Genomic DNA, 12547 nt, shown 5'->3' on the forward strand with positions numbered 1-12547 from the left:
GCGGCCGGACACCCGGCAGCTGTGAAGAACGCTGACTTCCCGTCAACTTCCCCTCTCCCCACCCGACATGATGTCGGCCGGATCGAGCGGGCCATGACATTTGTCATCACTGAGTCCGTACATGCGCCTCTGCCGGAAGAGCTCACCGCTCCGTACCGTCGTGGTCATGGATGAGACAACGGGGAACGGGCCCGCGGTGGTCTTCACCGGGGCAGTGAAGACCTTCGGCCGGGCGGAGCGGACGGTGCGGGCCGTCGACGGGATCGATCTGACGGTCGAGCGCGGCGAGACCGTCGCGCTGCTCGGCCGCAACGGCGCGGGCAAGTCCACCACCATCAGCATGCTGCTGGGACTGAACGAGCCGGACTCCGGCAGCGTGCGGCTGCTCGGCCGCACACCCGAGCAGGCGGTACGGGCCGGCCGGGTCGGGGCCATGCTGCAGGACGGGCGGCCCATCCCCCGGGTCACCGTCCGTGAACTCATCGCCTTCGTCGCCTCCACCTACCCGGACCCGATGCCGGTGCCCGAGTCGCTCGCCCTGGCGGGTGTCTCCGAGTACGCGGACCGGCGCATCGACAAGCTCTCCGGCGGGCAGACCCAGCGCGTCCGGTTCGCCGTCGCGCTGGCGGGCAACCCGGAGCTGATCGTCCTGGACGAGCCGACCGCCGCCCTGGACGTGGAGGCCCGGCGCGTGTTCTGGGACTCCATGCGGGCCTACGCCCGGCGCGGCAACACGGTCCTCTTCTCCACGCACTACCTGGAGGAGGCCGACGAGAACGCCGACCGGATCGTCGTCATCGACCATGGCCGGATCGTCGCGGACGGCAGTGGCGACCGGATCAAGAAGTCGGCCGGCGGCAACCAGGTCTCCTTCGACCTGGCGGGCGGCCCGACGGATGGACTGGAACTGCTGCCCGGCGTGGCCGCCGTCGAGATCCGCGGCGACCGGGCACTGCTGCGTACGGAGGACTCGGACGCCACGGTGGTGGAGCTGGCCCGCCTCGGCCGGGTACGCAACCTCCTGGTCTCCCGGGCCACGCTCGAGGACGCGTTCCTCTCACTGACCGCGCCCACCACCACCACCGACCCGGAGAGGGAGAGCGTCTGATGCTCCGCTACATCGTGCTCGAAATCAGGCGCACCCTGCGCGACGGCGCCTTCATGATCTTCGGGATCGGAATGCCGGTGCTGATGTACCTGCTCTTCACCAACCTCGGTGGCGGGGGCGGGAAGTACGAGGCCGCGTGGAAGGTCGCCTCGATGGTGGGCATGGCCGCCTACGGGGCGCTGGGCGCCGCCATGTCGATCGGTACGGGGGTCGCGTCGGACAAGTCCCTGGGCTGGCTCCAGCAGCTGCGGATCACTCCACTCGACCCGTCCCGGGTGGTCGCGGGCCGCGCGATCAGCGGGTCGGTGACCGTACTGCCGACCATCCTGGCGGTGGAGCTCGCCGGGGCCCTGATCAACGGTGTGCGGCTTGAGCTGTGGCAGTGGCTCGTGCTGACGTTCCTGCTGTGGATCGGCGCGCTGCCGTTCACACTGCTCGGCCTCGGCAACGGCTACCGTCTCACCCCGCAGGCCACCGGGGTGGTCAATGTGGCCTGCCTGATGGGCTTCGCGATCGTCGGCGGGCTGTGGTTCCCGCTCTCCGAATTCCCGTCCTGGCTGCGCTCCATCGGCACGTACACGCCGGCCCACCGCTTCGCCGACCTGGGCTGGGCGACCACCGGTGGCCACGCGCCCTCCCTCGGGACGGTCACCGTGCTCGGCGGATGGCTGCTGCTGTTCGGTGCGTACGCCGTCGTCTCGTACCGTCGGTCCGCGAGGACCGTGTGACAGGAGCGAGCATGTCCCGGAACGGATCGGAGACGCGGCGGGAACGCCGCAGGCGGCACCGCGAGGAGGGACGCCCCGGGCCGCCCGGACCCTACTCGCTGCTGCCCTGGTTGCTGATGGGGCTGGGCGCCTTCTCCAACCTCTTCCAGGGGAAGACCCCGAACCCCTGGATCGGCGGCGTCGGACTGTTCGTCTTCAACTCCCTCTACATCTCGGTGGTGTTCCGGGGGTTCGACAAGAAGAAGCGCGAGAGCCCCGCGTCGTACGTGACGCTCGCCGTGATGGCCGTGGTCACGTTCGGACTGGCGATCGGCTACGGCGGCAGCTGGCTGCTGTTCTTCCCGCTGCTCTCGCTGGCCTGCGGCACCGTCCTGCGCCACCGGCAGCTGGTGCTCGGCCTGCTCGCACTCGCGGTCGTCGCCAGCCTCGTCGCCGTCTGGCGCGGGGACAACTCCTCGGACCCGTGGACCATCGGATACGGCACCTTCATCTCGGGCGCGGTGACCGCCGCGATCCTCACGCTGTCGGAGACCGTGATGGAACTGCGGGCGACCCGGCAGGAGCTGGCCCGCACCGCCGTGGAGAAGGAGCGGCTCCGTTTCTCCCGCGATCTGCACGATCTGCTGGGGCACACGCTCTCGGTGATCGTCGTCAAGTCGGAGGCGGCACGCAGACTCGCGCCGCGCGACATGGACGCGGCGCTGGCCCAGGTCACCGACATCGAGTCGGTCGGCAGACAGGCCCTCACCGAGATCCGCGAAGCCGTCACCGGCTACCGCGAGGGGAGCCTGGCCACCGAACTCGACCGGGCCAGGTCCGCACTGACCGCCGCCGGGATCGAACCCGTCGTCCGCCGTTCCGGACCACCGCTCGCCCCGCAGGCGGAGGCCCTGCTGGGCTGGGTCGTACGGGAGGCGGTGACCAATGCGGTACGCCACAGCACTGCGACGACCTGCTCGTTCGTCGTCGACGGGACCGCCGAACGGGTCCGGCTGACCGTCACCGACGACGGCCGCGGGCGGGCGGCCGAACCGCCCATGCCGGGCATCGGCGGCACCGGGCTCAAGGGCCTCACCGAACGCCTCGCCGCGGCGGGCGGCTCGCTCACTGCGGGCCCCGGTCAGGGCGGCGGCTTCGTGCTCACCGCGGAACTGCCGGTGGACCCGGCGGACAGCGGCGGCTGCCCGGCCCCAACCCATACGCTGGGCCGATGACCGAGATGCCCGGGGCCCAACGGCCGAACAAGTCCGTACGTGTGCTGCTCGCCGAGGACCAGGGCATGATGCGCGGCGCGCTCGCCCTGCTGCTCGGACTGGAGCCGGACATCGAGGTGGTGGCCCAGGTCGCCGCCGGGGACGAGATCGTGGACGCGGCACTGCTGTCCCGCCCTGATGTGGCACTCCTCGACATCGAGCTCCCGGGCCGCAGCGGCCTGGACGCCGCCGCCGATCTGCGCGAGGAGGTACCGGACTGCCGGGTGCTGATCCTGACCACCTTCGGCCGGCCCGGCTATCTGCGCCGTGCGATGGAGGCCGGGGCCGCTGGATTCCTGGTCAAGGACGGCCCGGTCGAGGAGCTCGCGGCGGCGATCCGCCGCGTGCTGACCGGGGAGACCGTCATCGACCCCGCACTCGCCGCGGCAGCCCTCAGCGCGGGCCCCAGTCCGCTCACCGCACGGGAACGGGAAGCGCTGAACGCCTCGGTGGACGGGGCGACGGTCGCCGACATCGCGGACAGGCTCCACCTGTCCGAGTCGACGGTACGCAACTACCTGTCGTCGGCGATCGGGAAGACAGGGACCCGGAACCGGATGGAGGCGGCACGAGCGGCGCGGCAGCAGGGGTGGCTCTGAGCGCGGGTGCGTGGCGGCGCACGCCGGGGCACGCCGGGGCACGTAGGGGCACGTAGGGGCACGTAGGGGCACGCAGGGGCACGCAGGGGCGCTCGCCCGGTGAGGCCGTGGATCTCCTGCGGCGGTGCGGCACGCGTCGGCCATCCCTGCACGGCCCGTGCCGCTCCCCCCGGACCCGGGGTGATCCCGTAAGCCCGGGGACCGATCCCTGCCGGTCACACCCGCCGGAGCAGCGCGGGAACGGCACCCCCCGCGCTCCGGCGGAGGACCACATGCCCCTACCCGTTTCGGCCAATTACGTGCCGTGTCCTGTTCGCACCTCGTGCACCGGAATACCTCGGGCGTCCGGAAACGTTCAAGCTGCACAGACTTGGCGGTCGGTGCTGCCCGCCGACGGTCCCGCACGCCACCCTCACTCTTCTTCCGCCGCCCGGAGGCCGCACGCATGCCACAGACGACGAACGATCAGCTCGCCGGGGAGCAGTCGCTCCCGGACCCGCGCAGAAAGCGCGCGGGCGGCGGTGTCGTCCCCGTTCTCGCCTTCGCAGGCATCACCGTCGCGGTGATGCAGACCCTGCTCGTCCCCGTCATCAAGGACCTGCCCACCCTTCTCCACACCGCTCCGTCCAACGCCACCTGGGTGATGACCGCCACGCTGCTCGCGGGCGCCGTCGCCACTCCGATCATGGGCCGGCTCGGCGACCTCCGCGGCAAGCGGAGGATGCTGCTCGCCAGCCTCGCCGTCATGGTGATCGGCTCGCTGATCTGCGCGTTCACCGATGAACTCGTGGTCATGATCGTGGGGCGGGCGCTTCAGGGCTTCGCCATGGGCGCCATCCCGCTGGGCATCGGGATCATGCGCGACGAACTGCCGCGCGAGAAGCTCGGCTCGGCCATGGCACTGATGAGCTCCTCCATCGGGGTCGGCGGCGGGCTGGCGCTGCCTGCCGCCGCACTGGTCGCGCAGCACGCCGACTGGCACACGCTGTTCCTCGGCGCGGCCGGGCTCGGCGTGCTGTCGATGGCACTGACCGCCTTCGTCGTACCGGAGACCTCGGTGCGCGCGCCCGGGCGGTTCGATCTGCCCGGTGCGCTCGGGCTCTCACTCGGCCTGGTCTGTCTGCTGCTGCCGATCACCAAGGGCAGCGACTGGGGCTGGACCTCGGGCACCACGCTCGGGCTGATAGCCGCAGCCCTGGTGATCCTGGTCCTGTGGGGCCTGTTCGAGCTGCGCAGTGCGGCGCCGCTGGTCGACCTCCGGACCTCGGCCCGGCGCGAGGTCCTGCTCACCAACCTCGCCTCGGTGATGGTCGGCGTCGCGTTCTACGCGGTCTCGCTCGTCCTGCCGCAGCTGCTCCAGCTGCCGAGGTCGACCGGGTACGGCCTCGGGCAGTCGATGGTCGTGGCGGGGCTGTGCGTGGCGCCACTGGGTCTGACGATGATGTTCGTCGCCCCGCTGTACGCGCGGCTGTCCGCGCGCCGCGGCCCCAAGGTGTCGCTGATGCTCGGCCTGCTCATCATCGCGATCGGCTACGGCGCGGGGCTCGGTCTGATGAGTGCGGCCTGGCAGACCGTGGTGATCGCGGTGGTGCTCGGGGCCGGCATCGGACTCGCGTACTCCTCGTTGCCGGCTCTGATCATCGGGGCCGTCGATCCGTCCGAGACGGGCGCGGCCAACGGCCTGAACACCCTGATGCGGTCGATCGGCACGTCGGTGTCCAGTGCCGTCATCGGTATGGTGCTGGCCAACACCTCGGTACGGATGGGACCGGTGTCGGTCCCCTCGATGGACGGGTTCCGGACCTCGTTCATGATCGCGACGGGTGCGGTGGTGATCGGCCTGGTGCTGGCCGCGTTCCTGCCCTCGCAGCGCGACGCGATGCGGCCGACGCTGCTGGCGAGCAGCGCAGACGAGGTGGCTCCCGGTGTGGCGGCCTCGCGTCCCGTTGCCGGTTCGAGCGGCTTGCACGGACGGGTGCTGGACGCGGACGGTGCACCGGTGGCGCACGCCAACGTCACTCTGATCGACCGGACCGGGCGGCAGGCGGGGCTCACCGTGACGGACCGGGAGGGCCGGTACGCCCTGGCGGCCCCGTCCGGCGGCAGCTTCGTGCTGGCCGGTTCCGCCACCGGGTACGCACCGCGCGCCTGCCCGGTCGCGTACCCGGCGAACGGCCTGCCGGTCGAGGTCGACCTCATGCTGACGGCCGGCGCACCGGAGCGCCCGACCTCGGTGCCGTCATGAGCGACTGAGGGACGCCGAGGCGCCCCGACAACGCGCCAGGGGGCGGTGGGCCGAGGGCCCACCGCCCCCTGGCGTCGCCCCCGGCTGCCGGCACCGGCCGGTCCCGGCACGAGAGCCGCCCCCGGCCTCTCCGCTTCCGACCCCCGCCGACGCCGCCGGCCGGGCCGTGCGGCAGCATGGGGCGCCGTTCGATCCCCGTACCACCAGGAGGAACCCCGTGGCCGCCGAGCCCAAACCCGAGATTCTCGCCGCCTTCCAGGCCGCCAAGGGGTTCATGCCGGTCGTCGAAGGGCTCGCCCTCCACGCGGCCGCCACCGAGGCCGCCGCGCTCGGTCTGCCCCTGCTGGAGGTCGGGACGTACTGCGGGCGGTCCACGATCCTGCTCGCCGATGCCGCCCGGGCAGCCGGTGTGACCGCGCTCACCGTCGACCACCACCGGGGCAGCGAGGAGCAGCAGCCCGGCTGGGAGTACCACGACCCTGCCGTCGTGGACCCGGAGGTAGGCCTGATGGACACGCTGCCGACCTTCCGCCGGACCCTGCACGCGGCGGGCCTCGAAGACCACGTGGTGGCGCTGGTGGGCCGGTCCCCGCAGGTAGCGGCCGTCTGGGGCGGGAAGCTCGGCTTCCTCTTCATCGACGGCGGGCACACCGACGAGCATGCGAACGGCGACTACGAGGGCTGGGCGCCGCATGTCGCCGAGGACGGGCTGCTCGTGATCCACGACGTCTTCCCCGATCCGGCGGACGGCGGCCAGGCGCCGTACCGGGTGTATCTGCGGGCGCTGGAGTCCGGGGCGTTCACCGAGGTGTCGGTCACGGACTCGCTGCGCGTCCTGCGCCGCACGGGAACGGGGATCTGAGCCGCCGGATAGCATCGCGGGCGTGCCGTACGACGACAGCGTTGCCCCCACCGTCCCGCGCGCTGCCCTGCGCCGCAGCCGTCTGCTCGCCGCCGCGGCCCTGGCGTCCGTGTGCCTGACCGCGGGCTGCGGCGCCGGCAGCGGTGGGGCCGTGCCGCCGCCGTCGCGCCCGGCCACGCAGTCGCCGTCCCCTTCGGAGGCGGAGAACGGTCCGGCGGCGGGCGGGTCCCCCGCCCCCTCGAAGTCCGCGGGCCGCACGGGCTCCCCGGGCTCCGGGCCGCTGTCGGGCCGGACCGTCGTCATCGACCCCGGGCACAACCCCCGTAATTACCGGCACACCGGCGAGATCGCCCGCCAGGTGGACATCGGCACGACGCACAAGGAGTGCGACACCACCGGCACGTCCACCAACTCCGGTTACGCCGAAGCCAGGTTCACCCTCGACGTGTCGCACCGGTTGCGCGCCCTGCTCCAGGCACAGGGCGCGAAGGTCGTCCTCACGTACGACGACGACCGCCCGTACGGGCCGTGCGTCGACGAGCGGGCCCGGATCGGCAACGACGCCAAGGCGGATGCGGTCGTCTCGGTGCACGCGGACGGATCCGCGGTCGGCAACCGCGGGTTCCATGTGATTCTTCCCGCCCTCGTGCGCGGCGGGGACGCGGACACCTCCGGGATCGTGAAGCCGTCGCGTGAACTCGGCACCCGGATCGCCGGCCTCTTCGTCCGCGCCACCGGAAGTGCGCCGTCCAACTACGTGGGCGGTAATACCGGGTTGGACACCCGCAACGACCTGGGCGGACTCAATTTGTCCACGGTGCCCAAGGTGTTCATCGAATGCGGCAACATGCGTGACCCGAAGGACGCCGCCCTGCTCACCAGTCCGGGTTGGCGGCAGAGGGCGGCCCAGGGCATCGCGGACGGCATCAGTTCCTACCTCAAGGGGTAGGCAGGGGTAGTTGTGCGGCATTGTTCCCGGGGGTCGGCCGAGCGACGTCCGGGCCCGGGCACAACCCGCCCGGGCAGACGATAGATTCATCCGTACGATGGGTAGCCGCCCGAGCTCCGCGCCGTGCCCGCCGTACCGGCGGCAGCGACGACCGCCCAGACGCGACGACCGACTAAGGACCTTCACGTGAATATCCGCTCGCTCACTAGAGGCGATGGCGTGGTGATCGGAGCAGCGGTGGTGCTGTTCATCGCCTCGTTCCTCGATCTGCTCTCCTACGACGGCGCGCCGAACGCCTGGGACTCGCTGGGCAACGCGTTCGGTGTCTACATGGTCGGAGTGATCGGCGCGGCGCTGATCGTCTTCTCCCGTTCGCAGCCCCAGCCCCGCAAGGTCGTCGGTCTGGATCTCGGCCAGTTCGGTGTCGCGGCCACGGTCTTCACCGCCTGGAACATGTTCTGGACGATCATCGACCTCGGTCAGGCCGACGCCGGCGCCGGCCTCGTCCTCGGCCTGATCGCCTCGCTCGTGCTGGCGGGTGGCGCGGTCGCGTCCCCGCTGGTTCCCGCGCTGAAGGCGCCCCTGGTGGGCGCCCCGCGTCCGCAGGCCGTGCAGTCCCCGTACGGCGGCCAGCCGCAGCCCGGCCAGGGGTACGGCTACCCGGGCGCCCAGCAGCAGCCCTTCGGCGCGCACCCGGGTCAGCCGCAGGGGTACGGCGCCCAGCCGCAGACCGGCCAGCCGGATCCCGCCCAGGCGCATGCGCCGCAGGCGCAGCAGGGATCGCAGGGCGGCGGCGCACCGGCCGGCGACTTCACGCCGTTCTGGTTCGCGGTGCCGGTGGCCCGCCCGCTGTACGGGGAGGACGGTTCGCCGAGCCCGATCGCCGAGCTGGCGCCGGGCACCTGGTACCTCGCGGTCGAGCAGCGCGGCCCGGGTCTCGTAGCCCAGACCCAGGACGGCCGTCGTGGTGTCCTGCAGGACACCACGGGCATCCAGCGCGGCTGACGCCCCGCAGTCCCGCTCAGCGGCCCCGCACCCCGTCCGGGTGCGGGGCCGCTGCCGCGATCTCCGTCGGTGCAGGGCGCCCTGATGTCACGTCACCTCGGTCAGCGGAACGTCGCCCGCTCCAGCCAGAAGTCCAGCAGCGCCCGGTCGCCGAGCACTTCGACACTCCCGCTGTCCACGTCCAGCCGCCGGTTGAAGAGCAGCATCAGATCCGTCAGCGGTGCCCGCACCGCGACCGTGGCCTTCTCGTGGGCCCGTCGCCAGGTGAATCCGTCCTCGCCGAACTCGATCAGCCACTCCGCTCCGGGCTCGTCCGTGGCGTGGAAGTGGAGGGACCGGCCGGCTCCGCGGAGCTCCGCGGCCTCCGGGTCCCCCTCGGACTGGGCGTAGGCGACGATCTCCAGCCACTCGTCCATCGTGTCGGCCGCCACCTCGGGCGTCACCTCGTAGACGGCCCGCGCGGCGAGCACCGCGTCGGCGCGGTGGACGACCGTCTCGTGCACCATGCGCCGCGCCCAGAAACCGGCGCTGCTGTCCCACGCCCAGCTCCACATAGGCAGGGCGGCGCCCGCTTCGCGCAGCGCGGCCGATGTCTTCGCCGCGCCGTCGGCCAGCCAGGCGTCCAGCACGGCCGGGTCGTCGCCCTCCGGTGTGAACTCCGGTACCTGCTCGTCCGGGACCGGTTCGGTCGCCCGGGTGCGGACGATCTCACCCGCCCAGCGGTGGGCACCGCCGACATGCACGGCGAGATCGCGCAGTGTCCAGTCGGGGCAGGTCGGGACCTGTGCGGTGAGATCCGCGCCCTTGAGGGTCGCCCTCAATTCATCGGTCTGCCGAATGAGTTCATCGCAGTAGCGATCATGAGTCAGAAGCGTCATGTCGGCACCCTAATACGATCATCCTGCGGCGACGTCCGATTATCCGCCGAGCTGGGCGGAGGACGGCACCTGGTCCTTCACCTCGGCGCCCGCGCTCTTGCCCGCGTCCTTGATGCCGTTGATGACGCTCTCGAAGGCGCCGATGTCGCCCGCGCCCGCCTCGCCCGAGCGAAGCTTGCTGCCGAGCCCCTTGAGCGACTCGATGCCCGCCGTCAGCGGCGCGACCGCCTTGGACAGCAGCGGGTCACCCTTGGCGTTCTGCACCGCCGCCTTGAGCCTGTTGTACGCGAAGCCTCCCGCGAGCCCGGCCTTGACCAACGCGAACGTCCGGCCGTCGGCGCCCTTCTTGAACTTGCCCGCACGGTAGGGCTTGATGATCCACTGGTAGGTGGCGCCGGCCGCGAGCCCCGCGTTGGCGACGAACCGCGTCTTCGCGAGCTTCTGCTTCTCCTGCGACGCGGTGCTGCTCGGAGCCGGGGAGGAACTGGAACTGCTGCCGGAGTCGTTACCGCACGCGGTGGCCCCCACCAGCACGGTGCAGGAGAGCAGCAACGCCACGAACAGCCGTCTGAGCGGTACGGAACTGGGCACAGCGGGCCTCCCTGGACGGGCACATCACGGTGAGTTCAGCGGCGAGCGACGCGGTCAGGCACTCAAGGTCAGGCTCGTCGAGGCCCGGTCACCGCGCCACTCGGAAGGCGCCGTCCGGGTTTCGGATCGCGGAATGCGGCAACTCGGTCTGCATGTCTCCTCGAACAGGCACGAGAAGCAGCACCGCAGCACGCGTCATAGCCGTGGTGGCCGACGTCATGGCCTTCATCATCGGCTTGTGGATCCTGATGTACCTGCTGGACGCGAACCGGGGCAACGACCTGGTGGACTTCGTCAAGGACTCCGCCCGCTGGCTCGCCGGCTGGTCGTACGACCTCTTCACCTTCGACGAGGCGTGGGCGCGGGTCGTCTGCGGTTACGGCCTCGCCGCCGTCGTCTACCTCTTCATCGGACATGCGGTGGCGGGCCGTATCCGCCGCTACTGACGGTCCGGCCCCCGCCGGACCGGACCGGGCCGCGCTAGACCGCGCAGCAGTCCGGCTCCAGGCCCTTCGGCAGCCGTTCGCCGCCGAAGACCGCGGTGGTCGCCTCGTCGCCGCCGAGAGCGGCCACGGCGAGCAGCAGCGAACCGGCGGTCCAGGCGGTGTGCTCCTCCGGCCAGAACGCCCGGTTGCCCTCGAAGACGTATCCGGTCCAGTACATGCCGCCATCGGCGCGCAGATGCTGGATGGACTGGAGGATCTCCAGTGCCCGGTCGGATTCGCCCATCACCCAGAGGGCCAGGGCGAGTTCACAGCTCTCACCGCCGGTCACCCAGGGGTTGGGCAGGACGCAGCGCACCCCGAGGCCCGGGACGACGAAGCGTTCCCACGCCTCCTCGATCCGTTCCTTGGCGGCCGCTCCGGTGAGCGCGCCGCCGAGGACGGGGTAGTACCAGTCCATCGAGTAGTGGCTCTTGTCGAGGAAGCGCTCGGGGTGGCTGCGGATCGCGTGCGCGAGCGCGCCGGTCGCCAGCTCCCAGTCGGGCTGCGGCTCCTCGCGCTGCTCGGCGATGGCGAGGGCGCAGCGCAGCGCCTGGTGGATGGAGGAGGAGCCGGTGAGCAGGGCGTCGACGACGGGAGTGCCGTCGGGTTCGCGCTTCCAGCCGATCTGGCCGCCGGGCTGCTGGAGCCGCAGGACGAACTCGACGGCGGCGTAGACGGTCGGCCACATCCGGTCGATGAAGGCGTCGTCACCGGTCGCGAGGTAGTGGTGCCAGACACCGACGGCCACGTACGCGCAGAAGTTGGACTCCAGGCTCCGGTCGGTCGGCCGGTCCGGATCGCCGTCGTGGTAGGCGGCGTACCAGGAGCCGTCCCCGTTCTGGTGCCGGGCCAGCCACTCGTACGCGCGTCCCGCCGCGGCGTGTTCGCCCGCGGCGTCGAGGGCCATGGCCGCCTCGGTGTGGTCCCACGGGTCGAGGTGGTGCCCCCGGAACCAGGGCAGCGCGCCGTCCTCGCACTGCACGGCGAGCAGCGCGGCGACGGTCTCCGCTGCCTGCCCGGCGGTGAGCACTCCGGGCAGCACGAGGTGTTCGGTCTGCTCGGGAGTTGTCACGCCTCGGCCTTCGCGAGGTCGTCAGCGACCGCGACCCTGGGCAGGTGCGGCTTGGTGGCGTACGCGACGAAGCTCTTGCCGACGACCGGGTTGAGCAGCTGCTCGGCGACCCTGGTGACGGCGGGCTTCTTCATGATGTCCCAGACCAGCAGCTTGTGGTACGCGCGGACCGGCAGCGCCTTGTCGTTGTCGACCCCGAACGCGCACTTGAGCCACCAATAGGGTGAGTGCAGGGCATGCGCGTGGTGGGTGCCGTACGGCTTGAGGCCGGCGCCACGCATCTTGCCGAGGAGTTCATCGGCCCGGTAGATGCGGATGTGACCGCCCTCGACCTCGTGGTACGCGTCGGAGAGCGTCCAGCAGACCTTCTCCGGGCCGTACCGGGGCACGGTGACGGCGATCCGGCCGCCCGGCTTGAGGACCCGGACCATCTCGGCGAGCACCCCCTTGTCGTCGGGGATGTGCTCCATCACCTCGGAGATGATGACGACGTCGAAGGACTCGTCGGGGAACGGCAGGTTGAGGGCGTCGCCCTCCATCGCGGTGGCGGTGGCGCCCTCGGGCGCCTCCCCGGCCTCCTTCATCGCCGCGAACCACTTCGCGACCTCGCGGATCTCCTCGCCGTTCCGGTCGAGTGCCACCACCTGGGCGCCGCGCCGATAGCACTCGAAGGCGTGGCGTCCGGCGCCGCAGCCCAGATCGAGCACTCGGTCGCCTGCGGCGAGCGGGAAGCGGGTGAAGTCCACGGTCAGCACGAATGCCTGCTTTCGCG

At 71.5% G+C, this 12547-nt stretch carries 13 protein-coding genes; 9 read left to right on the top strand and 4 right to left on the bottom strand.

Going from position 1 to position 12547, the window contains the following annotated elements:
* Positions 1–166 precede the first annotated feature (166 nt).
* The 8 genes from ACFVXE_RS12390 (at position 167) to ACFVXE_RS12425 (ending at position 8749) form a co-directional block, all read left to right on the top strand.
* Positions 167–1108 (top strand): ABC transporter ATP-binding protein, encoded by a 942-nt coding sequence (locus tag ACFVXE_RS12390; protein ID WP_389671028.1) that lies wholly within the window; start codon positions 167–169, stop codon positions 1106–1108.
* On the top strand, positions 1108–1836 hold the full coding sequence (locus ACFVXE_RS12395) for an ABC transporter permease (protein ID WP_389671029.1): 729 nt from the start codon (positions 1108–1110) through the stop codon (positions 1834–1836). Before ACFVXE_RS12390 ends, ACFVXE_RS12395 begins: the two co-directional genes overlap by 1 nt.
* A gap of 11 nt (positions 1837–1847) precedes the next feature.
* On the top strand, positions 1848–3050 hold the full coding sequence (locus ACFVXE_RS12400; RefSeq protein WP_389671031.1) for a sensor histidine kinase: 1203 nt from the start codon (positions 1848–1850) through the stop codon (positions 3048–3050).
* Positions 3047–3688: a response regulator gene (locus ACFVXE_RS12405; protein WP_389671032.1), complete on the top strand. Its 642-nt coding sequence runs from the start codon at positions 3047–3049 to the stop codon at positions 3686–3688. The genes ACFVXE_RS12400 and ACFVXE_RS12405 overlap by 4 nt, the downstream gene beginning before the upstream one ends.
* A 445-nt stretch (positions 3689–4133) precedes the next feature.
* The gene (locus tag ACFVXE_RS12410; RefSeq protein WP_389671034.1) at positions 4134–5933 is read left to right on the top strand and encodes an MFS transporter; all 1800 of its coding nucleotides are present in this window, start codon (positions 4134–4136) and stop codon (positions 5931–5933) included.
* Between the two features lie 274 nt (positions 5934–6207).
* Complete coding sequence (locus tag ACFVXE_RS12415) at positions 6208–6795, top strand: class I SAM-dependent methyltransferase (RefSeq protein ID WP_389671123.1); 588 nt, start codon at positions 6208–6210, stop codon at positions 6793–6795.
* 22 nt (positions 6796–6817) lie between these two features.
* Complete coding sequence (locus ACFVXE_RS12420; RefSeq protein WP_389671035.1) at positions 6818–7744, top strand: N-acetylmuramoyl-L-alanine amidase; 927 nt, start codon at positions 6818–6820, stop codon at positions 7742–7744.
* A 219-nt stretch (positions 7745–7963) separates the two neighbouring features.
* Positions 7964–8749, top strand: a complete 786-nt coding sequence (locus ACFVXE_RS12425; protein WP_389671037.1) for a hypothetical protein — start codon at positions 7964–7966, stop codon at positions 8747–8749.
* Positions 8750–8850: 101 nt separating this feature from the next.
* Here ACFVXE_RS12425 and ACFVXE_RS12430 read toward each other — a convergent pair whose 3' ends face one another.
* Entirely contained in the window at positions 8851–9627 is a 777-nt protein-coding gene (locus ACFVXE_RS12430) for a maleylpyruvate isomerase family mycothiol-dependent enzyme (protein WP_389671039.1), read from the bottom strand.
* Between the two features lie 39 nt (positions 9628–9666).
* Positions 9667–10218 (bottom strand): hypothetical protein, encoded by a 552-nt coding sequence (locus ACFVXE_RS12435; RefSeq protein WP_389671040.1) that lies wholly within the window; start codon positions 10216–10218, stop codon positions 9667–9669.
* Positions 10219–10370: 152 nt separating this feature from the next.
* Here ACFVXE_RS12435 and ACFVXE_RS12440 point away from each other — a divergent pair, with 152 nt between their 5' ends.
* Positions 10371–10664, top strand: a complete 294-nt coding sequence (locus ACFVXE_RS12440; protein WP_389671041.1) for a hypothetical protein — start codon at positions 10371–10373, stop codon at positions 10662–10664.
* Between the two features lie 34 nt (positions 10665–10698).
* Here the strand turns inward: ACFVXE_RS12440 and ACFVXE_RS12445 are convergent, their stop codons facing one another.
* Both ACFVXE_RS12445 and ACFVXE_RS12450 read right to left on the bottom strand, forming a co-directional pair.
* On the bottom strand, positions 10699–11775 hold the full coding sequence (locus tag ACFVXE_RS12445) for a prenyltransferase (protein ID WP_389671043.1): 1077 nt from the start codon (positions 11773–11775) through the stop codon (positions 10699–10701).
* A complete protein-coding gene (locus ACFVXE_RS12450; RefSeq protein ID WP_389671044.1) occupies positions 11772–12530 on the bottom strand; it encodes a class I SAM-dependent methyltransferase in 759 nt (252 codons plus the stop codon). Before ACFVXE_RS12450 ends, ACFVXE_RS12445 begins: the two co-directional genes overlap by 4 nt.
* Positions 12531–12547 lie beyond the last annotated feature (17 nt).

The organism is Streptomyces sp. NPDC058231, assembly GCF_042882275.1.
Classification (GTDB): Bacteria; Actinomycetota; Actinomycetes; order Streptomycetales; family Streptomycetaceae; genus Streptomyces.